Origin of the sequence: Zoogloea sp. (genome assembly GCF_023150065.1) — a bacterium.
Lineage (GTDB): Bacteria > Pseudomonadota > Gammaproteobacteria > Burkholderiales > Rhodocyclaceae > Zoogloea.
On the sequence record NZ_JAKLLN010000020.1, the window covers coordinates 60,543 to 83,858 of the forward strand.

Consider the following 23,316-nt stretch of genomic DNA (forward strand, 5'->3'; position numbering starts at 1 on the left):
ATGCATCCTCCGGCCATTTTCATTGCGCCCGTGGTCAGTGTTCGGCGCCCACCGAACGCTCTCCGGCCCACAGGGACACCCGGTTGCGGCCGTTCTGCTTGGATTGGTAGAGGGCGTTGTCGGCCTGGTCGATCAGTTCGGCCGGGTCTTTTGCGCCGAGGCGGATGGAGGCGACACCGAAGCTGGAAGTGATGCGGATGCCCGGAATGTCGCGCACCGCCGCGCCGGCGTGCTGCTCGATGGCCAGCCGCAGCCGCTCGGCCACGTCCAGCGCCTGCTCGGGGGTGGAGCCGGGCAGCATGATGCAGAACTCCTCGCCGCCGTAGCGGCACAGCATGTCCACCTCGCGCAGCTCGGAGCCCAGGCACTTGGCCACCGACTTGATCACCTGGTCGCCCACCGCATGGCCGTAGCGGTCGTTGAATGACTTGAAGTGGTCGATGTCGCTCATGATGCAGCACACCTCCTCTCCGTTCTCTTTCAGCTGGGCGTAGAGCGGGTCGGCGCTGCCGAAGAAGGCACGGCGGTTGAGGCAGCCGGTCATCGGGTCGCGGGTGGCCAGACGATGGAGCTCCTCGTTCTGGCGCCGGATCTCTTCCCGGGAGCTCTCCAGGTCGGTCAGGGTGACAAGCAACTGGTCGTTGATGCGATGAAGCATCGTGACATCGGAAAAGCTCACCAGGCACCCCCGCAGCCGGCCGTGACCATCGAGAACCGGCGAGCAGCCGACGATGGTGCGAACTGGCTCCTCTTCACCGGGGCGGGCGATCTCCAGGGTTTCGTCGCTGATATTGGTTCGGGAGGCCATGGCCCGGGACCAGGGGAATTCACCCGGTGCCACATGAAAGCCCCCCACCAGCCATTCCATTTCAACCACGGGCTTGCCGGTGATCTCTTCCTGAGCCTGGGGGTGAAGATTGCGAAATGCCCGATTGGCCAGCACCACCCTGCTCTGCTTGTCCAGGATCAGCACACCCTCGGCCAGGGTGTCGAAGGCTGTACGCACCCGGTCGGGAATGGCGGTGGACGGATCGAGGTACTCCAGCACCCGCCGCATGTAGAGATAGAAGGCCAGAAAGGTCCCCAGGCCTATCGTGCCCAGGGCCACCAGGGGGGGATAGCTGAGCCATCCGGCCAGGGTTTCGGGCAGCACAGGACGGAAGCTCAGCTCGACCTCGCCCCAGGGCTTGCCGTCGGAGAGGACGGGTACGCGGACCTGGGTCAGGGTGGATGAGCCGTCCTCCGGCGGTTGCCAGTAGCGCTCGTGCTCCCCGGCGCGGGCAACGATGCCGCCACCGTGCTGTCGCACCGCGAGGGAACGCAGCTCCTTGTTGCGGCTCAGCACCTCCCCGAGGGTCTGCTGCAGGGTCGGGACATCTCCCGCCTGCAGCAATGCGGCCGACTGCACGGCCAGACCTTCGCTGATCTGCTGGCGGATCTCCCGGGCCAGATCCGCCCGGTCGGGGATCAGGCCAAAGACCATGTCGACCACCATCAGCATGGACAGCACCAGGGCCACGAGGCCCAGGGCAATCCGGGAGATGGGGTTGAGGGTGGGAAACGGAATCTTCATCGAGCCAGCCCTTCTCTCTCCTGGTCGAACAAGTCGGCCACGCCGATCTCGTCCCGGGTCATCTCGTCGTCCATCTGGCGGCCCCAGTCCCGTTCATCCTCGTCTTCGGGGCCCAGCACCGGCAAGGGGTCGAAGGTGCGCCAGGCCGGTGCCACCATGAGCAGGCCGGCCACCAGCCCACCAGCCCGGGTCGCCCACCACACGGCCCCCACCGACAGGACGATGCCGGAGAGCTCCACCGCCCGCAGCGCCATCTGGACGTCGGCGTAGGGCTCGGCAAGGGGCGCCTGCTTGGTGCGATCCGTATCGATGCGGGAGCTGGCGGAGGTGCCGCCGCTTGCCGGGTCCTGGCCACTGAGCATGAATTCCATCAAGGCGCCGTCCGGGCTGGCACCCAGGGTGAGGGTGATCTGGGCCTGAGTGAAGCGCACCAGGGATGCCAGGGGGTAGCGACGGTTGGGGCCCGCGCCGTCCGCCGCATCATTGCGCTGCAGCCCGTTGCCGCCCTCCCCGTCTGCCGGATTGTCCATCAGGGTCAGGGGCGTACCGCCAGGGCCGGGTGAGGCCGGCTTGGGCAGTGTCGTTGCAGAGGGTGCCGGCGTTTTGGGCGTGTTGAGCACGGGGCCGGGCACGGGCGCCGCGGCGGGCAACTCCCCGGTGTCAATCGAGCCGGCGGGTGTGAAGCCCACGGTGACAGCCATTTCATTGCCGGTCGTCTGCCCGTCGCTGACCTGCAGCACCACCACCGGCTTGTCGGCAAAGGCGTTGTGGCGGAAGACGACATGGCCGGCCAGCAGGTCGGCCTGGGAGAAGGCGGAGGCCAGCTGGCCGGGGGCCGAACTCAGCTCGAAGTGTCCGTTCTCCGTGCGGACGACGGTATAACGCAGATCGCCTTGGGCAGAGTCCACGTCCGTGGCCTGGATGGCATCGCCTCCCAGGGTCACGTTGCCGCCCGAACTGACCTGAAAGGTGGCCTTCACCAGGCTTGGCGCATCATTGACAGGGGTGACGGTGAGTTTGACCCGTACCGCTTCCCCGGTCTCCTGGCCATTCGTCGGGCGGTAGCTGAAGCTGTCGGTGCCGTTCCAGTCGGCATTGGGGGTGTAGCGGAAGCTGCCATCGGCGGTCAGTTCCAGTCGCCCGTTGGCCGGCCCCTCCACCAGCTCGGCGCTCAGGCGCATGCCGTCGGGGTCGGTGTCGTTGGCCAATACCCCGCCCTGCGCAATCTGGAGGCTGTTGTCTTCGTCCAGGGTGTAGGCGTCTTCCACGCCCACCGGGGTGTCGCTGACCGGTGTGACGTTGATGCTCAGGGTGTGGGTTCCGGCTTCGGTATCCACGCCTCCGTTTGCCGTCCCGCCGTCGTCCCGCACCCGGAAGCCCAGGGATGCGAAGGCCGTTCCGTTTTCGTCGGCCGGCGGGGTGTATCGCAGTTGCCCGGATGCGATGTCGGTCGCTGCGATCCACTGGCCCGCAGCGACCGCCTGACCATTCAGGCTGAGCACACCACGGGAAGGCAGGCCCACGATCTGCACGGCGGCCAGGCGGTTGGTGTTGTTGTCGCCCGGGTCGGAGAAGCCGAAGTCGCTGGTGCTGAAGGTGTGGCTGTCGTCCTCGTCCAGAACAATGCTGCCATTGCTGCCCTGGGGGGCCTCGTTGAGCGCCGTGACCTGGATAGTCAGGCTCTGCGTGGTGTTCAGTGTGCCGTCCGATACCTGGACGATCACGTCGTAGACGTTGTTCCTGCCCGCATCCGCCGGCCGCTCGAAGTCGGGCGGCGTTACGAAGCGCAGCACACCGCTGGCCCCGTCGATCACGAACCGGGCAGCATCTGCACCACCGACGATGCTGAAGCTCAAGGTCTGTGCCGGCTGGTCGGCGTCGGTGGCCGTTACGGTCATCACGGCGGTGGTGTTCTCGGCGACGTTGGCCGTGTTGCTGCTGGTGATCAGTGGGGGGCTGTCGTTGGACGAATACACCGTTACGGAGATGGCCTGGGTGTCGGTGCTGCCCTGGTCGTCGGCGACCTGCACGATCACGTCATAGATGTTGTCGCCACCGGCGTCGGTGGGCGCCTCGAAGTCGGGGGCCGTGATGAAGCTGAGCGCGCCGGTGCTGGCGTCGATCTGGAAGTGGGCGGCGTCGGCACCGCCGACGATGCTGTAGGTGAGCGTCTGCGCGGGCTGGTCGGCGTCCGTGGCGGTGACGGTCATCACCGCCGTGGTGTTCTCGGCGACATTGGCGGTATTGCTGCTGGTGATGACCGGGGCGCTGTCGTTGGCGGAGGTCACCGTGACGGCGATGGCCTGGGTATCGGTGCTGCCCTGGTCGTCGGCGACCTGCACGATCAGGTTGTAGATGTTGTCGCTGCCGCTATCCGTAGGCGCCTCGAAATCAGGCGCAGTGATGAAGCTGAGTACGCCGGTGCTGGCGTCGATCTGGAAGTGGGCGGCGTCGGAGCCGCCGACGATGCTGTAAGTCAGGGTTTGCGCGGGCTGGTCGGCGTCGGTTGCGGTGACGGTCATCACGACCGTGCTGTTCTCGGCCACGCTGGCGGTGTTGCTGCTGGTGATGACGGGCGCGCTGTCATTGACCGACGTGACTGTTACGGCGATGGCCTGGGTGTCTGTGCTGCCCTGGCCGTCGGCGACCTGCACGATCACGTTGTAGACGTTATTGCCGCCGCTATCCGTGGGGGCTTCAAAGTCGGGAGCGCTCAGGAAACTGAGGGCGCCGGTCGCGCTGTCGATCTGGAAATGGGCGGCGTCGGCACCGCCGACGATGCTGTAGCTCAGCGTCTGGGCGGGCTGGTCGGCGTCGGTCGCCGTCACGGTGATCACGGCCGTGGTGTTTTCGACCACGCTGACAGCGTTGCTGCTGGTGATGACGGGCGCGCTGTCATTGACCGAGGTCACCGTCACGGCGATGGCCTGGGTGTCGGTTCCGCCTTGACCGTCGGCAACCTGCACAATCACGTCGTAGACGTTGTTGCCACCGGCGTCGGTGGGTGCCTCGAAGTCGGGGGCCGTGAGGAAGCTGAGGACGCCGGTCGTGCTGTTGATCTGGAAGTGGGCGGCGTCGGCACCGCCGATGATGCTGTAGCTCAGGGCCTGGGCAGGCTGGTCGGCATCCGTCGCCGTCACGGTCATGACGACGGTGGTGTTTTCGGCCACGTTGGCGGTGCTGCTGCTGGTAATGACGGGGGCACTGTCGTTGACCGGAGTGACCGTCACGGCGATGGTCTGGGTGTCGGTTCCTCCCTGACCGTCGGCAACCTGGACGATCAGGTCGTAGACGTTGTTGCCGCCGCTATCCGTGGGCGCTTCGAAATCAGGCGCGGTCAGGAAGCTGAGCACGCCTGTGCTGGCATTGATCTGGAAGTGGGAGGCGTCGGCACCGCCGACGATGCTGTAGCTCAAGGTCTGGGCCGGCTGGTCGGCGTCGGTGGCGGTAACGGTCGTTACGGCCGTGGTGTTCTCGGCGACGCTGATCGATGCTGTCGCGCCGCCGCCATCGCTGCTGATCTCGGGGGCGTTGTCGTTGGACGGAGTAATGGTGACGGAGAGGCTCTGGGTGCTGGTGAGGCCGGCGCCGTCGGCAACCTGCACGGTGACTTCATAGGTGTTGTCGGCGTTGGCGTCGCCCGGCGCCTCGAAATCGGGTGGTGTGTCAAAACTCAGCACGCCGCTTGCCGCGTCGATACTGAAGAGCGCGCCATCGACGCCGCCGACGATGGCGTAGCTGAGGGTCTGGGCGGGCTGATCGGCGTCGGTGGCGGTCACCGTGGTGACCACGAGTGTGTTCTCAGCAAGGTTGATGGCGGCGCTTGCCCCACCGCCATTGCTGGTGATCTGCGGTGCATTGTCGTTGGCCGGGGTGACACTGACCGACAGCGCCTGGGTGTCCACGCCACCACTGCCATCCGATACCTGGACGATCACCTCATAGACATTGTTGCCATCCGCATCCGTCGGGGCTTCGAAGTCGGGCGCGCTGACAAAACGCAGCACGCCGGTGTTGCTGTCGATGGTGAATTTTCCGCTGTCGTTGCCCCCCGCGATGCTGAACACCGCCACGGGCCCGTCGGGGTCCGAGACCGTCACGGTGGTGACGAAGCTCGCATTCTCCTCGACGCTCTGGGCCGCCGTTGCGCCGCCACCATCGGAGGTGATCAGCGGCGCATCATTGGCCGGGATGGGGGTGACCGTTCCGCTGGCGATGGCGCTGCTGCCGCCGTCGCCGTCCTCCACGTAGGCCAGCAGGTTGCGCACGGTGCCCGAGGGCGCATCGGAGACGTTCTGGTAGGTGATGTTGCGTGCCACGGACTGGACCGCAGCCTGGGTGGCGCTGGCGTTGAAGCTCACGACGAAGGGCACGGCGCCGTTCTGCCCGCCGCTCCAGCTGCCGATCTGCACGCCGCCGAAACTCACCGTATTGCCGCTCACTCCGACCTGCCCGGCGCCGGAGCCCTCGTTGCGGAGGGCGATGCGGTCTTCGGTCTGCCCGCCGGACGAGAAATAAACCACCAGCCGGCCTCCGTCGAAGTCGGCGGAATCGGGGTCGGTCACGCTTGCCGTCGGGGCAAGGATGACTGCGCCAGCGTTCTCGGCGTAATCCAGGTTGCCGGACAGGAAGCTGAAGGCCGGATCGTCGTTGACGTTGGTGACGCTCACGCTGATGGCCTGGCTGTCGGTGCCCCCGAGGCCATCGCTGGCGCGCACGATCACCTCGTAGAGGTTGTCGCCGTTGGCGTCGGCCGGGGTTTCGAAATCGGGTGCCGCCGCAAACTCCAGCAGACCGGAGCTGGCGTTGATCGTGAAGTGGGCGGCGTCGCTGCCACCGACGATGCTGTAGGTGATCGTCTGGGCAGCCCCGTCCGGATCGACGGCCGTTACCGTCGTCACCACTGTCGTACCTTCGGCCACGGAGACTGCCGCGCTGCTTCCGCCGCCATCACTGGTGATCACCGGGGGGTTGGTGGGGATGCTGGCGGAGAACTCGGAGGTCTCGATGAAGTTGCTCGACGCGTCCAGGCGGGTGGCGGTGGATGAAATCCAGTACTGGCTGCCCGCCGGCAGGGCGCCCGCATAGGTCGGGCTGAAGCTAGCGTTGCCGCTGGCGTCGGTGAGAACGTCGACGAAGCCGATGTAGCTGCGCCCCTCTCCGTAGCCGGAGGCGTGGGGGCCGGGGTTGGCAAAGAACTCGATGCGGAAACGCGTGTTGGCCAGACTGTTGAGGGTGCCGGACAGGGCGATGTCGCTGCCAGTGAGCAACGCCGACAGCAGCTCCGGCGTGTTCTGCAGGTTGTTGGCGCCCACGTCTGCGTCGCCCGGATCATTGGCGGTGACCCCGTCGCCCTCCAGGTCGATGCCCAGGGCACCGCTGCCATAGATCGAATTGCCGATGATGACGACGCCGGTGGCCCCATCGGACAGGCTCACCCCCGGAAGCAGTGCTCCGGTGTTGGCGATGACGTTGCCTTCGCCCGGGTTGGCGCCCCCGATCATGACGTTGGAGGCCTGGGAGACATGGATGCCCTGTTTGGCGTTGCCGTTGGCACTCACACCATCGGCGGCTACGCCAATCCAGTTGCCGCGCACCACGGTTCCGGTGGTGGTGAAGCCGTAGATTCCGATGCCTTGCATGGCGTTGCCGGAGATGATGTTGCGACCGCCCGGCGTGGCATCACCGATGACGGTATTGGTCGCCCCACCCCACACCTGGATGCCCTCCTCTCCGTTGGCAACGATGGTGTTGCCGTAGATGAAGTTGCCGTCGCTCGCCGTTTCCACCAGCACGCCGTCACCGGCGTTACCCGAGATCAGGTTGCCTCCGCCGGCGCTCAGGCTGCCGATGGTGTTGCCCGCTACGCCCTCCAGCTCCACGCCGCGCCCGGCATTGCCGATGTTGGCGGTGCCGGCCGCGTTGGTGCCGATGTAGTTTCCCGAGACGGTGTTGAAGTCGGTGTAGGTGCTGTAGATCCGCACACCCGAGCCGGCGTTGCCGGAAATGACGTTGCGCTCGGCCGGGGTGGTGCCACCGATGAGGTTGTTGCGCGCCGAGGCGGTTACCGACACCCCGTCACCGCCGTTGCCCAGGTTGAGGGTGCCGGTGCGGTCAAGGCCGATGTAGTTGCCCTGGACGACGTTATTGGTAGCGGTTGCGCCGCTCAGCACCAGGCCCCCGCCGGTGTTGCCGGAGATGATGTTGCGATCCGCCGCCGAGGTGCCGCCGACGAGGTTGTTGCCCGATTCCGAGATGAACAGGCCGATGCCGTTGCCTGCCGCGGTCCCGCCGCTCAGGTCGGTACCGAGGTAGTTGCCGGCGATGGTGATGGTGGAAACCTGGTTGACGTGGATGCCGTAGAGGCTGAAGTTGCCGATGGCCAGCCCGCGCACACTGCTGCCACTGCTGCCCGCGCTGAATTCCAGGCCCGCCGCCCCGGCGCCGACCGAAGCGCCGTCGAGCATGACCAGGGGCGTGCCGGCGTAGCCCGTCTGGGAGGTGCCTTCGATATGGATGACGGAATTGATGGCCGGCAGCACAGTACTCAGGTGAATGATCTGCGGCCCTGTGTCGATGGCGAAGGTGATGGTGTCGGTGCCTGCCGAATTGTTGGCGGCGAGGATGGCCTCACGCAGGGAGATCTTGCCGTCGCCCCCCTTGTCGGCGAGCAGCGCGGTGATGCTGGAGGTGTCGCCATCGGCGAGGTCGGCGGCGGTGGTGACGACCAGCTCATTGACCACGTCGTTGATGGTGACCGTGAGGGCCTGGGTGTCCGTCAGGCTGCCGTCGCTGGCCTGGACGATGACCTGGTAGACGTTATCTGCATCGGCGTCGAGGGGCGTCTCGTAGTCGGCGGCCGAGATGAACTGCAGGACGCCGGTGGTCGGGTTGATGGCAAAGAGGGCTGCGTCGGCCCCGCCGGCGATGCTGTAGCTCAGGGTGCTGGACGGGATGTCGGCGTCGGTGGCTGTCACCGTGGTCACTGCGGTGCTGTTCTCCGTCATGGAGATCGACGCGCTGCTCCCGCCGCCATTGCTGGTGATCACCGGTGCGTTGTCATTGACCCCGGTGATGGTGATGGCAAAGCTGGCTGCCGAGACGCTGCCGGCACCGTCATCCACGGTGAACGAGAAGCTGTCAGCGGTGTTTTCGCCGCCACCGTGGGTGTAGGTGAGCAGGTTGTTGTCCACGTCCGCCTGGGTGAATGTCCCCCCTGCCCCCAGCGCCACGCCGTTGCGGTACAGCGTGCCCACCGTGGGGGCACTGCCCAGGGTGTAGACCAGCTGGGCGGCGGTGTTGTCCACATCGGTGGTGCGCAGCATGGTGCTGGTGACGAGATTGCCCACCGAACCTTCGGCAAAGGTGGCGCCGGTATTGGTGACGAGGGTCTGCTCGTCATTGACGGCGCTCACGGTCAGGGCGGCGGTATCGGTGGCGCTCGAAAAGGCGGTGGCGCCGCCATTGGTACTGGTGTCGGCCAGCCCTCCGTTACTGCCGCTGGTCCTGTCCCAGGCCCGGAAGCTGAGGGCGTTGGCGATGCTGCCGTTGAAATTGCTGCTCGGGGCAAAGTACACCCGGGTTTGGGTATCGGCGGCGAGCAGGCGTGCGCTGGCCGTCGAGGGTGTGCCGAGGGCGTTCCAGGTGCTGCCGCCATTGATCGTGTAATACCAGGTGCCGGAGGCGGCATTGGCGCCGACCAGCGCCAGGCCGGTACTGGCTCCGGCATCGGGGTCCGAAACGTTGTCCCAGCCACCACCGCCGGCTGCATCCACGAGGGCGGATACCAGAGTGCCGACGGCCCCCACCGGCGCGCCGGCGTCTTCGGCGACCGGTGTCAGGGTGACCGCCGGCGTGGCATTGAGGACCGGCGCCTCATTGACGTTGCTGACGGTGACGGCAATGGCCTGGGTGCTGGAGAGGGAGCCGTCCGAAACCCGGACGATCAGGTCGTAGATGTTGTTGGCGTCGAAGTCGCCTGGCGCTTCAAAGTTGGGGGCCGTGACGAAACTGAGTACGCCGCTGCTGCTGCCGATCGAGAAGCGCGCGGCATCGTTGCCGCCGGAGATGCTGTAAGTCAGTGTCTGGATGGGCAGATCGGCATCGCTGGCGGTGACGGTGGTGACCGCGGTGGTGTTCTCCGCAATGCTGATGTTTGCCGTTGCACCGCCGCCGTTGCTGGTGATGACCGGGGTGTTGTCATTGAGCGGGGTGACGGTGACCGAAATTGCCTGGGTGTCGGTGTTGATGCCATCCGACACCTGCACGGTCACGTCATAGACGTTGTTGGCGCCGGCGTCGGTGGGCGATTCATAGTTGGGGGCGGCCACGAAACTGAGCTGCCCGGTGCTGCTGTTGAGGGCAAAGCGGGCCGAGTCCGCACCACCGATGATGGTGTAGGTGAGCGTGGGGGCGGGCAGATCGGCGTCGGTGGCGGTCACCGTGGTGACCGCGAGGGTGTTCTCGGCCAGGCTGATGGCCGCCGTTGCGCCGCCTCCGTCACTGGTGATCACCGGTGTGTTGTCATTCACCGGCGTCACCGTGACGGCGATGGCCTGGGTGTCGCTCAGGAAGCCGTCACTGACCTGGACGATCACGTCGTAGACGTTGTTGGTACCCGTATCGGTGGGCACCTCATAGTTGGGGGCGGTGACGAAGCGCAGGACGCCGGTGCTGGCGTTGATGCTGAACTTGCCCGAGTCTGCCCCGCCGACGATGCTGTAGCTCAGTTCTGCGGCGGAGCTGTCCACGTCGCTTGCGGTCACCGTGGTCACTGCCGTGGTGTTCTCGGCAACGTTGATGCTGGCGGTCGCACCACCGCCGTTGCTGGTGATGGTGGGTGCGACCGGCGCGGTGTACGAAATGATCAGGTAGGGCCGCAGGCTGACCGTGGCGTACTCCGACGAGGCAAAGGTCCAGTTGTCGGCACCGGGGCTGGCCGAGGCCAGCAGCCAGCCCTGGTTGGCGCCATTGTCGGCCCACACCTGCACCGAGCTGGCCAGCCCGTTGATGGTGTTCCAGCCGGACACGCCGGCGCTGAAGGTGTTCAGGGGCGAACTGGCGGCCTCGGTGCCGTTCATCTGCACACCTGAGGTCAGGCTGTCCCAGGTCGAGGCCTCCGACCACGCCCCGAGCATGGTGTACAGGGACACGGTGTCGGCAGCGTCCCGGTTGATGACGTAGAAAGACAGGGAGGCTGAATTGATGGTGGCGCCGAAGGGGATCTGCCCTGCCCCGTTGCCAAACATGCTGTCGAAGCGCAGCAGGCCCTGATTGACCGGTGAGCCGTCGTCCACGATCACCGTGGTGGCGTTGCCGAAGCTGCTGCCGGTGGCCCCGTCGCTGACATAGGTGTCGACGGTGCCGGTATAGCCGGCCACATCCTGCTGGAAGCGTACCGCCCCCACCTGAATGGCAATGCTGTCGCTGTCGCTGAGGACTCCGCCGTTGCCGGTGTTGCCCAGGTCGCTGGTGGCGATGCTCAGGCTGGCGGCGCCGTTGTAGCCGGCGGTGGGGGCATACACCAGGCCGTCCAGGGCCGCGTTGATGTCGGCCAGGCTGCCGGTGAAGGTCATCGCGCTGTCCGCCGTGCCGTCGCCGGCGGTGAAGCCCAGGCCGGTGATGCGGCTCAGGCTGAGCGTGCCGTTGTTGACGCTCAGGCTGACCTGCAGGTTGCTGCTGCCCGCATCGACGTCGCTGACCGAGATGAGGTTGCCGTTGGCCGACGAGAAAGCCAGGGACGTGCTGATCGGGGTGCTCTGGGGGCCCGGCAAGGTGTGGATGGGCGCGTCGTTCTGGGCCACGACGGCGATGGTGATGGTGGCCGGATCGCTGGTCCAGCCGGTGCCGTCGGAGAGCGTCAGGCGCAGGGTGCGGCTCAGGGTGGAGGGGGCTTCACTGGTGTCCCGGTAGGTCACCGCCCTTACCAGGGCCTGGGTGGCGGCCACGCTGGCGTTGGCATTGAGGGTCACTGTGAGCGGCGTACTGCCGTTGCCGAACACGCCGCTGAAGGTGCCGATGATGCCCCCTCCGTAGGTGACGTTGGCGCCGGACACACCGATCTGCCCCGCACCGACCCCGTCGTTGCGGATACCCAGCTCATCCGTCGCCGTGCCGTTGGCGGTCAGCTGAACGATGAGCTGGCCACCATTGAAGACGGTGGTGTTGGGGTCCGTCACCGTGGCCCCGGCATCGGACAGGCCGGCGGCGTTCTCCACGTAGGTGGCGCTGCCGGTGGACAGGGTCAGCACCGGCGGAAAGCCGTAGGTGTAGTGCTGCATGAAGACGCCGTCACCATCGCCGCTGCCGTTGCCCTGCCAGGCGATCACCATTCGGCCGTTCTGGTTGGAGATGATGCTTGGCGAATACTGGTCGCCCGTGGTGGTGGTGTTGACCCGCGTTTCGGCGGTGACGGGGTTGCCCGATGCGTCATAGAGACGCATGTATACCCCCTCCAGGTTGCCGTCCTGGGCCGTGCTTTGCCAGGTGACCGCAAAGCTGCCACCACCGGTCATGGTTACCACCGGGTTCTGCTGGGCGTTGGCTGTGGTGGTGTTGATGCGGAACTCCCCCCCCTGGGCGACGCCGCTGCTGTCGTAACGCTGGCCGTAGATCCCCTGGAGGCTGCCATCCTGGGCGTTGCTTTCCCAGGTGATGACGAAGTTGCCACTGCTGTCCATGGCAACGGTGGGAAGGTTCTGGTTGTCCGCCGTAGTGGTGTTGACGTGGAACTCGCCGCCCTGGGCCACGCCGCTGGCGTTGTAGCGCTGGGCGTAGATGCCGTCGGTGGCGCCTTCCTGACCATAGCTTTGCCAGGCAATGACGAAATTGCCCGCCGAGTCCATGGCGATGCTGGGCTCCATCTGGTCGAAATTGAGGGTCGTGTTAACCACGAACTCGGCCCCCTGGGCCACACCGCTGGCGTTGTAGCGGGTGGCCAGCACCCCCCAACTGCTGTTGCCCGACGCCCATGCCTGGTAGGTGACCACGAAGTTGCCGTTGGCGTCCATGGCCACCGCGGGTTCGCGCTGGTCGTCGGTGGTCAGGGTGTTGACGCGGAACTCGCTTCCCTGGGCCACGCCGCTGGCGTTGTAGCGCTGGGCGTAGATGCCGTAGTTGCTGCCGTCCTGCCCCATGCTCTCCCACACCACGACAAAATTGCCGTTGGCCGCCATGGCCACCTGGGGGTTGCGCTGGTTGTCGAAGGTGTAGGTATTGACCCGGAAGGCGTTGCTCAGCGCCGTTCCGTTCACGTCGTAGCGCCGGGCGTAGATGCCCTGGCCGCTGCTGTCGGCACCGGATCCGTCGATCCACACCACGACGTAATTGCCGCTGCTGTCCATGCCCAGCGTCTTGCTCGACCAGTGATTGCCCTGGCTGCCGCCGGTATTCTGATTGACCAGGGTTTCACCACCCTGGGTGACGACGCCGAGCACGCCGCCCCATTCGGCCTGCAGGCTGGCGGAGGCGAAGGGCTGGGCTTCGATGCCGCCGGTCTGGCGTTCGAGGTCCCAGTCACCACCGAGCTGCGCGCTCCCGGTGGTGTCGATACTGGCGGCCACGTCGGCGCCGGTCAGCTGGCTCAAGGTGGTGACCAGGGCTTCGCCGTCGCTCCCGGCAGCCACATCACAGCCGTAGAGCAGCAGGTCCCCGCCAGCGACGATGGCATCCCCCCAGCCGGCAATCTCCTCGGCCCGGCGCAGCAGCACGTCCATGTCCAGCCGGCTCGCGCCGAGCTCGATCAGGCCCTCGCTGCCATGCCCCACCAGGTGCACCGCGGCCACATCGTGATGCCCGGCCAGCGCATCGGAGATCCTGGCAATGCCGTCCTCGTCCTGGTCGATCAGGATGATTTCCAGATCCCGACCCGCCTGGCGCTGGGCTTCCAGGTCATCCAGCAGGAGTTGCAGATCCGGGGTCCGGGTATCCACGAACACCAGTTCGACACCGCCGCCATCTACCGTCGCGCCGTCACTGTTCTGTTCGAAGCCCACCAGGGCCGAGGCAAGCGCAGGGGACGGAAGCGGGTCCGCAGAATAGAGAATGCGCTGCTCGAAGGTCTCGATCAGCGCCCGGCGTCGGTGATGGCTGTCCATGGCATCAGGGGCGCGGCTTTGGTCGTACCGGACTGAGCGTCGCCTCCAGGCGCAGGCCGCCCTGCAGGCGGCGTTCGGCTGCGGGTGCGGGCTGGGCCGGCTCGGCAAACGTGATCCGGCAGCGCAGACCGGCCGGCAGCCGGTTGTTGGGATTGGGCAGGTGCAGGCGCACCCGGAAGGTGTTGCTGGCCGCATCCACCACCTTGTCCACCAAGGTCACGGCCGCCTCCTGGGGGGGCGTGTTGGGCAGATCCGGTGCGACGCTGGCCAGATCCCCGGTCTGGATGGTGCCGAAGCGTGCGGCCGGAACAATCACCTCGACCCGCAGCGGGTCGATGCGGGCGATCTTGAAGATCGGCTTTTCCTCGACGCGCTCGCCCTGGGCGAGGTAACGCTCAACCACCACGCCATCGAAGGGACTGCGGATGCTGCGCAGCCCGACCTGGGCCTGGGCGACGCCCAGTTCGCGCCCCCACACCCGCTGCTGCTCCCGGGCCTGCTGGTATTTCTGCTCGTTGACCTGCAACTCCGTGCGGGCCTGGTCGAGGGCCTGCTGGGCGAGGAAGTTGCGCGCCACCAGATCTTCGGCACGCTTCAGCTTCTGGCGGGCAAAGTCCCGGTTCGCCTCGGCGGAATTGAGATCCGCCTCGGCCATGGCGCGGGTCCGGGCCACCTCGGCGGTGGCGCGTTCCACGTCGCTGCGCAGCATGGCCAGCACCTGGCCCTTGCGCACGACATCGCCCCGATCGACGCGCAGGCCCTCCAGCACCCCGATGACCGGGCTGCCCAGATCGGCCACCCGGTCCGGTTCGATCAGACATCCGAGGGCCGGCGCCGGGGAGCTCGACGGCGCGGCGACAGCCAGCCCCGTGCAGCTCCATATCACCCAGGCCGCAAACCATCTGTTCATAGCTTCATTCTCCGGGACCGCCGAACGAGAGCCCTCGCTCCCATTGACGATCCGCCTCCAAAAGCGCTCGGCGAGCCCGCCTTTCCCGGCGGCTCTGCCTCCATTGGTTCAGGCCCAGCAGCGCATCAAGCAGCCACGGCCCCAGTCCGATCCGTCCGTCCTTCCCCTGCCCCGCCCAGCGAGTCAGGGCCAGCAGCCCGGACACTTCGCCGACCCGCGGCGTGTCCAGGCTGATCCAGCGCTCCGCACTCCCCGGGTCGCCCTGGCGGGCGCTGCGCCCCTCGAGCTGGCGATCAATACGCCGGGATGCGGTGAACTGGCAGTTCAGCACATGCAAACCCCCTGCGGCTGCCACACCGGCAGCCAGGGGAATATCCGTTCCGCGCCCTGCCATATTGGTCGCCACAGTGACCTGCCCGGGCTCACCGGAGAGCGCCACAATGGCCGCTTCGCGCGCGTCATGGCGGGCATTCAGCAGGCTGTGGGGGATGCCCGCTACCGTCAGGCAGGCAGACAGGCTCTCGGACTCCGCAACCGACGCCGTCCCGATCAGAACCGGGCGACCTGCGGCATGACATTCGGAAACCCTCTCGGTGACGGCACCCCACAAGGTACGACGCGTGTCATATATACGGCAGGCAAGGGACTTCCTTGAGTTCGGCCGCCGCGATGGAACGCACACCACATCCAGCCCGTAGATTTCCCGCAGCTCTCCCCGCACCTCGTGCAGGGTGCCGCTCATGCCGCCGAGGCGGTGGTAGCGGGGGAAAAAGCGTTGATAAGTGATCTGGGCCAGGGTTTCGGTATCCGGCGTGGGTCGGCAGCCTTCCTTCAGCTCCACAAAGGTGTGCAACCCCCGGGACCACACCCGGCCCGGTGCAGCGCGGCCACTCACGTCGTCCACGATCTCCACCTGCCCGTCCCGGACCAGATAGTGCACGTCCCGGAGGTAGACATGCCGGGCGGCCAGGGCGGTGCATACCACCTCCTCGCGCAGGCGACGGGAGCGCCAGCGCCCGCCCAGCGCAGCGCACAGCGCCGCCAGCCGGGCGCTCCCGGCGGATGTCAGGTTGACGCGCATGGCCGCCGGGACGGGGGTGAAATCCTGCCCGGCCACGAGCTCGCCGGCCAGGGCCCAGGCCTGCCAGGTGAGCGCCCGGGCAGCGCCACCGCGTACCTGGCGGGAGAGGATCAAGGGGGTCATGGCCTCGTCGATCAGCAGGCTGTCCGCCTCATCGATCAGGGCCATGCACAAGCCCCTCAGCAGGGCTTCGCCGCGGTGCTGGGATGCGTTGCGGCGTTGCAGGTCGGCCCGCACGAAGCCCCGCCGCTGCCCGTCCCGCAGGTAATCGAAAACCACTTCCCGGGCGGTCACGTAGCAGATCGGTGCGGCATAGGCGGCGCGGCGCTCGGCCTCGCTCATCGGGCTGGTGACAAAACCGGCGTGCAGGCCGAGGCAGGTGTACAGGGGGGCAAGCAGGGTGGCGTCGCGTTCCACCAGGTAGTCGTTTGCCGTGAGCACGTGCACGGGCGTTCCGGCCAGGGCCCCGACGCTGGCCGCCAGGGCCGCCGCCAGGGTCTTGCCTTCGCCCGTCGCCATCTCGGCCAGGCGGTTGTCGAGCATGATCAGCGCGGCGTGGATCTGGGTATCGTAAGCCTGCAGGCCGAGCCCCCGGCGGGCCGCCTCGGCCGCCGCGGCCAGGGCTTCAACCGTGCGTCGGGGTGTCAGGCCGTCACGGCCGATGTGGGCCCGCAGGCTGCGCAAGCGGGTGGTGTAGGCATTGTCATCGAGGCCCTGCCAGTCATCCATGGCCCGGCGCACCGCGGATACCTGGCGCGGGTAGGGAGCCCGGGCCCAGGGCCAGCGGATCGGCGGCGGCTCCCGCCGTTCCGGATAGGTACCCCAGACCAGCCCGGGCAGAGGCATGCGTGAGCTCAGGTGGATGTTCATGAACTGGGGTGGAACTGTCGCAGGAAGAGCTGCCTGAGGCGCCGACCCCACTGCATCGCGAGGGGGGCCGAGCCGTGTTCGAAGCGCACCCAGGCCCTGCCCCCTGCCCGCTCGAGCACGGTATCGTCGACACCGATATCGAAGATGAAGACCGGTGCAACGGCCTGCTGATGATCCTTGTCAGCGGGATCCACGGCGATGTCCCCGCCGGCGTGTTCACCAAGCGCCGCGCTGGGCAGCTTCTCCGTGGCAGCCGGTACCGCCCGCAACAGGTGCCCGGCGCGGGGCTCACCCGGCGCCTCGGCCAGTTGCACCGAGACGGCTCGGGTTTCACCGCGGACCAGTGCGGCCTCGTCCTGTTCCACGGCCACCCGCACCGTCGCTGCCTCCCCCGTGAGGATGTGGCCGAGCAAGGCGCCGCGGGGCACGAACGCGCCTTGCACGTCCGCCTGCCGGGGCATCACCAGGCGCCCGGAGACACCAGCGCGCAGCACCAGCAGGCTTTGCAGCTCTTCGACACGGTGCAGCTGGGCGCGCAGGCGTGCCACCTCCTCTTCGACATTGCGTGCCTTGACCGGGTCCCGCAGCATGGCCTGGTAGAGGTCCACGTCGAGGGCTTCGAGCTGGCTGCGCAGCTTGAGCGCCTCGGCCACCAGGCGGCTGTCGGACATGCGCACCAGAACCTGCCCGGCCACCACCTGTTCGCCATGGGCGGCATCCAGATGCTCGATGAAGCCATCGGTGCCAGTGCGGAGCTGTGCCTGTTCGGGCACCCACACCACGCCACGGCCTACCGTGGAAAATGGCAGCGGCACCAGACAGAACAGGGCCAGGGCGCCGACGCTCAGGGCCATCGCCCCCGTCAGGGCACGCTGGCGCACCGGTGTCGGCAATGCCATGGCGAGCAGACGGCGCCAGAAGCGGTAGACCGGCCACACCAGCAGCGCAAAGGCGAGGCCGGCACCGGCGATCAGTCCAAGGGGCATTGACCAGCTGCCGATCCAGGCCACGATCGCGATCGACAGGCCGAGCCGATAGATGGCCGAAGCCGGCGCGTAGAGGTAGAGCCAGAAGCGCTCCCCCCTCCCCGGCTCCGGCGAGGCGAACTCGGCCAGGCCCAGGCGCCGGTTGAAGATCACATAACGCCACCAGGCCTGGCTGCGGGGAGCCAGATTGGGCAGATCGAGCACATCGCAGAGCACGTAATAGCCGTCGAAGCGCAGCAGCGGATTGCCGTTGAAGGCCAGGGTGGATATGCCGCAGATGAAGGCCACCACCAGGGCCAGATCCCGCACCGCGCCGGACTCGACGAGCACCCACAGAATGACGGCCAGGGCCGCGATGACCAGCTCCACCAGGATCCCCACCCCGCTGACCATCAGGCGCTGACTGGCGTAACGGAAGGCTGAAGCCGCGGAGGCATCGACGAAGGGTGCCGGCATCAGCAGCAGCAGGCTCACGCCCATCTGGTGGACTTCGCCGCCCAGGCGCCGGATGGCCAGGCCGTGCCCGAGCTCGTGGACGGCCTTGATGAAGGGGTAGGCCAGCCAGGCCATCAGCAGGAAGCGTGGTGTGCCCATCCAGGTGCGCACCTGCAGGGACAGCTCCGAAAAGTTCATCGCTGCCGTGGTCACGCCCATCAGGATCAGCAGCATCCAGAAGATCAGCACCGGCCACGAAAACAAGAGGCGCAGCCAAGGATCGAAGCGCTGCAACAAGGAGGTGGGGTCACCGAGCCGGACCCGGAAAGACAGGGGGTTGATCGCCAGACGACGCTGCTGGCGCTGGAGCTGCTCTTCCCGGTGGAAGATGGCTTCCACATCCGGGGTCAGCTCGCACTGGATCAGGCCCCGCTGATTGAGCTGGACCAGCAGACGCACGATCTCGTCCTGGGTCAGGGCCGAGTCGGGGGCATGGGCCAGCAGGGCCTCGCTGATCTGATCGGCCGTATGCAGCCCGTCGCAGCGCCCGACAAAGGCGTAGGCAGCGGCATTCATGCGATGAAAGCGCCCGCTGACCGGATCGGCCAGAACGTGCCAGACCTCGTTGCGATAGATCTGGCGTGTCACCCGCACCTGGGCCCGCAGCCGGGGGTGAAGGCCGGCGACCCGGTACCACTGGCTGCTGAAGACGCTGCCGCTCATGCTAGCTGCCCCACAGGCCCCAGGCTTTGAGGCGCAACCAGTCGGTCAGGCGGTGGGTCCACGCCCACAGCAGCGGCGCTTCTCCCACCGAGATGCGGGCCACGCCGCGCAGGCCCGGGCGCAGGCTGTCGGGCTGCTCGTCCAGGGCGGCCTCCACCTCGAAGACGTTTTTTCCCTCTACCGGGCTGGCCAGCGGGGTGATCCGGCTTATCCGCAGGGGCAAGGTATCCCAGGGCAGGGCCGACAGCGCCAGGCTGCCTTGCTGGGCCACCCGGATCCGGGAGATGTCCCGCTCATCCACTTCAACGATGACCCGAAAGCGATCCTTCGGGGCGATGGTCAGCAACACATCACCCCGCTGGACCGGTGCCCCGAGGGACTGGCTCAGGTCGCCGCGGATCACGATTCCGTCAAACGGGGCTTCCAGGCGGATGCGGCCGAGCTGCTCGTCCACCAGGGCCAGCTGTGCCCGTGCTTCATCGGCACGGGCCTGGCTGATGACCAGCTGCGTCCGGTCGGCCCGGGCCATGGCGGCGGCGTAACTGTTCTCGTGCTGGGCGAGCTCGCTGCGCCACTTGTTGCGTTCGAGCTGCAGATCCTGTTCGGCCAGCTCGGCGAGAACCTGGCCGGCCTTGACCTGATCCCCCGGCCTGACGTGGTTCTGGCGGATGAAGCCATCGGCTGGCGCCACCAGCACCCGCTGGATGGCGCCCTCCACGCGGGCATTTCCGCCTACCCGGTACTCCATGGGCACGGCCACCAGAACGCCCAGCACCAGCACCAGCCCGGCGAGGCCAAGTCGCAGGCGTCCGTTGCCGGGGGCGCTCAGGTCTGCCCGGATGCGTTGCGCACGGTCACGCAGGCGCTTGCGCCACGGCCGCTCGCTGCGCCGCATGAAATGCAGCACGGGCCCCAGCAGGGCGACGGCATGCTCCCAGTCGGCAAGTTGTTCGGGCGGTACAGGCCTGGGCTCGCGGAACTGGAGCTGCACCGCCCCCACCAGCTGCTGCTTTACCGCCAGTGGCAGCGTGCAAACCATCCCCCCGTCCCGGCGCAGAAGCTCCTCATGGGCCAGCACGATCTGTGGCACATGGTCAGCGGGGGGCGGCAGCATGACAGTGGCGGCCTGTTCAATGGACTCATCCATCGCTGCGCCGATCACCCGCAGCATTTCGGTTCCGTTCGCGCCGATGGTACCGTGGGACAAGGCCACCACCCGGCTGAAGTGGTCCTCGACAAAACCCACCGAAACGCGCTCGCAGCCCAGACGGGTCGCGAGTTCGGAGGCAAAGGCTGTCGCAGACTCTCCCAGGCGGTCGTGGGACACCATCGCCGCCTGCAGGGCAAGCACGTCGAGCTTGATCGGTCCGGCTGCAGCAAGGGAGGGCGGCGCGTTCAGAGCTTCAGTCCTGAAAGAATGTCGTCCTCGTATTGACGACGCATTCCCGGGAAACTTTAAGTCTGAAGGCATGGCACCGTGTCATACGACACATTTGCCGATAGGGTTGTCCGGAGGCGGATGAAGCGATGAGGGATGAACGCAAAAAAGAAGGGGACCGTGTTTCCACAGTCCCCTTCTTTTGTGTCTGGCGCGCCCGGCAGGATTCGAACCCACGACCCCTTGGTTCGTAGCCAAGTACTCTATCCAACTGAGCTACGGGCGCACTTGAGAGACCGAGATTATACACACGCTCGGAGAAATTGGAAGCCTTTCGATGCATTTAGTTGTTTTTATCGCTGACCCCGTATTTTTGCCCCCGGACGCGGGGCACATTACGGGGGTCAGACCACCCGCCAGATGATCAATGCACTTGGCCGGTGTTGTCCCTTGCCAGCAGGGCAAACGCGCCCTCCCCCGCTCCACCGATCAGGACTTCCTCCATGCGTGCTTATATATGTAATGCTTTTGGCTCCCTCGAAACCCACGGCCCGGGTGATCTGCCCGAGCCCCGGCCAGCCGACGACGAGGTGATCATCGACGTGGCGGCCGCAGGTGTTAACTACTACGACACCCTCATCGTGCAGGGCCGATACCAGATCCGTCCGACCCTTCCCTTCTCTCCGGGGGGTGAGTTCGCGGGCACCATCGCGGCCCTGGGCGCCGGGGTGAGTGGCTTGCATGCAGGGCAGCGGGTGCTCGCCTTCAACTCCTTCGGTGGTTATGCCGAAAAGGCCCGTGCCCGGGCAAGCCAGGTTTTCCCCCTGCCCGATGCGGTCTCCTTCGACCAGGCGGCGGCAGCCCTGGTGGCCTACGCCACGGCCTGGTTCGCCCTTTACGACCGGGGGCGCATGAAGGCCGGCGAGACGGTGCTGGTGCTGGGGGCAGCTGGCGGCGTCGGACTCGCTGCCGTGCAGATCGCCAGGGCCGCGGGCTGCACGGTGATCGCCGCGGCCAGCACCGCCGACAAGCTCGCCCTGTGTCAGCAGGCTGGGGCTGCGGTCGGCATCAACTACCGCGAAGCCGACTTGAAGGAAGCCGTAAAGGCCGCCACGGCGGGCCGGGGGGCTGACGTGGTGATCGACGTGGTGGGCGGCGCCTTTACCGAGGCCGCGGTGCGGGCCACGGCCTGGCGTGGCCGGGTGCTGGTGATCGGTTTTGCTGCCGGTGACATTCCCCGGGTGCCTGCCAACCTGCTCCTGCTCAAGGGGTGCGAGCTGTCCGGCGTGTTCTGGGACGAGTTTCTGCGTCGCGAGCCGGATGCCTGCCGTGCCCAGGTTGCCGCGATTCTGGCGGGCATTGCCGATGGCACCCTCGTTCCACCCATCCACGGCCGCTACACTATCGAACAGGCGGGTGAAGCACTCAGGGTGCTTGCTGAACGCCGGGTGACGGGCAAACTCCTGATCACCCCCGCCGGGTAAGCCGCCCCCGGCCCCTCTCTAACTGCAGATCGGGAAATCCACCCGCCTTTCGGCGAAGGGGGTGTCGGAATCGGGAGTGCTGCCGCCCAGCGGATAGAAGAAACAGTAGGCTGCCCGCCCGGAGCGCTTGGCCTGATACATGGCCGTGTCGGCATGGCGCAGCAGGGTATCGGGGCAGCCATCGTCCATCGGAAAAAGGGTGACCCCGACACTGGCCGAAAGCCCTGCCGGCTCCTGCGCCAGGGGCGCCGCCGCAAGGCTGTCGAGGATGCGATCAAGCACCGCCTGGATGTCGGCAACGGTACCAGGCTCCGCAAAGAGCATGACGAACTCGTCCCCACCAAGGCGCGCTACCGTGTCGCCACTGCGAACCTCACGGTTCAAGCGCCTGGCCACCTCTACAAGCACGCTGTCACCGACGTGATGGCCAAGACGGTCGTTGATTCTCTTGAACCCATCGACGTCCAGATAGCACACCGCCACTTGTCGCCCGTGCCGCTGGGCGGCTGCACACATCTGACCCAGGCGGTCCATCAGCAGCATGCGATTGGGCAGGCCGGTCAGTGAGTCGAAGTAGGCCAGCTTCTCGAGGCGACGCTGACGCTCTTTCAGAGCTTCGATATCGGAGAATACGCAGATGTAATGGGTCAGTTGCCCGATGCGGTTGCGGACAGCGCCGACAGTCAGAAAATCGGTCGCCAGGGAACCGTCCTTGCGGCGCGTCACCAACTCCCCACGCCAGATCCCGGCGTTTCGCAGGGACTGCCACAGGCAGGCATGGAAATCGGCCGCGTAGGCACCGGACTTCAGGAATTCGGGCGTGCGGCCCCGCACTTCGGCAGGAAGATAGCCCGTGGCCCGGCAGAAGGCTGCATTGGCCTCGAGGATCATGCCGCGCGGGCTGACGATCAGCATGCCATTGCAGGCATCGGAGAACAGATGCCTGGCGCGCAGGGATGCATGCGCTGGTGACCACGCCGGCGCCATGAGGTGTGACTCTCCGGGCCACCGGGGCATGGATGCCTGTTTGCGCATTCAGGCTCCACCCTCCGGGCCGGGGAAACGCTCGGGATAGAGGATCTCAGCCTCGCTGATCAGGGAGGGGCCGATCACGCACACGAGCCGTTCGGCGAGCTCGGCAGACGCCCGGCACAGCCCGGTTTCGACCGCGGAAATGTGCGCCTGGCTCACGCCGGCCGCCAGGGCGAGTGTCGACTGGGTTATTCCTATCCTTCTACGGGCGCGACGCAGGGGTGTCATTGATGACTTGTGCTTATCCTTTATGCGTATGCAAATATAGGCTTGAGCCATGGGAAGGTCAATAGGTCAAACTTATTTCCTGTTTATAGGTTTTACCTATATTTTTGACCCATGAAAATCGGAAACAGAATCCGGGAGTCGAGGGAAGAAAAGACGCTCAGCCAGAGCGAGCTGGCGCGCAGGCTAGGGGTTTCGCAGCCCACGGTGTCCGACTGGGAAAATGGCAAGACCGAACCCTCTGTGGACAATCTGCGCACGCTGGCCGTGGAACTGGACGTGTGGTTCGAATGGATCGTCACCGGGCGGGGCCCCCGCAATTTCACACCGGAAGTCCAGGAAAGCCAGCGTGAATACCGGGTCGAGCGAGAATTGCCCGAGGATGAGCGCCATCTTCAGGCCGTTTATCGCCGACTGTCGCCGGCCCGCCGGGAAGCCCTCCTCGCGTTTCTGAAACAGTGGTCATGAGTCCGTGCTCCACGGGGGGCTACGGCCCTTCGGTTTCGTTGTTTGCCGTCAGGCTC

General features: G+C 66.6%; 10 protein-coding genes and 1 tRNA gene. 2 read left to right on the plus strand and 9 right to left on the minus strand.

Annotated features, from left to right (window positions below; genetic code table 11):
- Positions 1-34: 34 nt before the first annotated feature.
- The 7 genes from L6Q67_RS18870 to L6Q67_RS18900 form a co-directional block, all read right to left on the minus strand.
- Entirely contained in the window at positions 35-1,573 is a 1,539-nt protein-coding gene (locus tag L6Q67_RS18870) for a GGDEF domain-containing protein (RefSeq protein WP_296573177.1), read from the minus strand.
- Entirely contained in the window at positions 1,570-13,668 is a 12,099-nt protein-coding gene (locus tag L6Q67_RS18875) for a cadherin domain-containing protein (protein ID WP_296573180.1), read from the minus strand. The genes L6Q67_RS18870 and L6Q67_RS18875 overlap by 4 nt, the downstream gene beginning before the upstream one ends.
- Positions 13,669-13,672: 4 nt before the next feature.
- A complete protein-coding gene (locus L6Q67_RS18880; protein ID WP_296573184.1) occupies positions 13,673-14,578 on the minus strand; it encodes an efflux RND transporter periplasmic adaptor subunit in 906 nt (301 codons plus the stop codon).
- 4 nt (positions 14,579-14,582) lie between these two features.
- On the minus strand, positions 14,583-16,529 hold the full coding sequence (locus L6Q67_RS18885; RefSeq protein ID WP_296573191.1) for a preprotein translocase subunit SecA: 1,947 nt from the start codon (positions 16,527-16,529) through the stop codon (positions 14,583-14,585).
- Positions 16,526-18,673 carry a PqqD family peptide modification chaperone gene (locus tag L6Q67_RS18890; RefSeq protein ID WP_296573194.1) on the minus strand — a complete coding sequence of 716 codons (2,148 nt, stop codon included), beginning with the start codon at positions 18,671-18,673 and terminating at the stop codon, positions 16,526-16,528. The genes L6Q67_RS18885 and L6Q67_RS18890 overlap by 4 nt, the downstream gene beginning before the upstream one ends.
- Position 18,674: 1 nt before the next feature.
- The gene (locus L6Q67_RS18895; RefSeq protein WP_296573197.1) at positions 18,675-20,024 is read right to left on the minus strand and encodes an HlyD family efflux transporter periplasmic adaptor subunit; all 1,350 of its coding nucleotides are present in this window, start codon (positions 20,022-20,024) and stop codon (positions 18,675-18,677) included.
- Positions 20,025-20,260: 236 nt separating this feature from the next.
- Positions 20,261-20,337, minus strand: a tRNA-Arg gene (locus L6Q67_RS18900).
- Positions 20,338-20,554: 217 nt separating this feature from the next.
- On the opposite strand from L6Q67_RS18900, the gene L6Q67_RS18905 reads away from it, so the two are divergent.
- Complete coding sequence (locus tag L6Q67_RS18905) at positions 20,555-21,535, plus strand: NADPH:quinone oxidoreductase family protein (protein ID WP_296573200.1); 981 nt, start codon at positions 20,555-20,557, stop codon at positions 21,533-21,535.
- Between the two features lie 18 nt (positions 21,536-21,553).
- On the opposite strand, the gene L6Q67_RS18910 is transcribed toward L6Q67_RS18905, so the two are convergent.
- Complete coding sequence (locus tag L6Q67_RS18910) at positions 21,554-22,570, minus strand: diguanylate cyclase (protein ID WP_296573203.1); 1,017 nt, start codon at positions 22,568-22,570, stop codon at positions 21,554-21,556.
- Positions 22,571-22,795 (minus strand): helix-turn-helix transcriptional regulator, encoded by a 225-nt coding sequence (locus L6Q67_RS18915; protein WP_296573204.1) that lies wholly within the window; start codon positions 22,793-22,795, stop codon positions 22,571-22,573.
- Between the two features lie 111 nt (positions 22,796-22,906).
- Between L6Q67_RS18915 and L6Q67_RS18920 the strand changes: the two genes are divergently transcribed.
- Positions 22,907-23,260, plus strand: a complete 354-nt coding sequence (locus L6Q67_RS18920) for a helix-turn-helix transcriptional regulator (protein WP_296573206.1) — start codon at positions 22,907-22,909, stop codon at positions 23,258-23,260.
- The last annotated feature ends 56 nt before the right edge of the window (positions 23,261-23,316 follow it).

Excerpts from the sequence above, each read along its gene's own strand:
- L6Q67_RS18870 (WP_296573177.1), bottom strand. The coding sequence starts at position 1,573 with ATGAAGATTCCGTTTCCCACCCTCAACCCCATCTCCCGGATTGCCCTG.
- L6Q67_RS18875 (WP_296573180.1), bottom strand. The coding sequence starts at position 13,668 with ATGGACAGCCATCACCGACGCCGGGCGCTGATCGAGACCTTCGAGCAG.
- L6Q67_RS18910 (WP_296573203.1), bottom strand. The coding sequence starts at position 22,570 with ATGCGCAAACAGGCATCCATGCCCCGGTGGCCCGGAGAGTCACACCTC.
- L6Q67_RS18920 (WP_296573206.1), top strand. The coding sequence starts at position 22,907 with ATGAAAATCGGAAACAGAATCCGGGAGTCGAGGGAAGAAAAGACGCTC.
- L6Q67_RS18880 (WP_296573184.1), bottom strand. The coding sequence starts at position 14,578 with ATGAACAGATGGTTTGCGGCCTGGGTGATATGGAGCTGCACGGGGCTG.
- L6Q67_RS18915 (WP_296573204.1), bottom strand. The coding sequence starts at position 22,795 with ATGACACCCCTGCGTCGCGCCCGTAGAAGGATAGGAATAACCCAGTCG.
- L6Q67_RS18885 (WP_296573191.1), bottom strand. The coding sequence starts at position 16,529 with ATGAACATCCACCTGAGCTCACGCATGCCTCTGCCCGGGCTGGTCTGG.
- L6Q67_RS18890 (WP_296573194.1), bottom strand. The coding sequence starts at position 18,673 with ATGAGCGGCAGCGTCTTCAGCAGCCAGTGGTACCGGGTCGCCGGCCTT.
- L6Q67_RS18905 (WP_296573200.1), top strand. The coding sequence starts at position 20,555 with ATGCGTGCTTATATATGTAATGCTTTTGGCTCCCTCGAAACCCACGGC.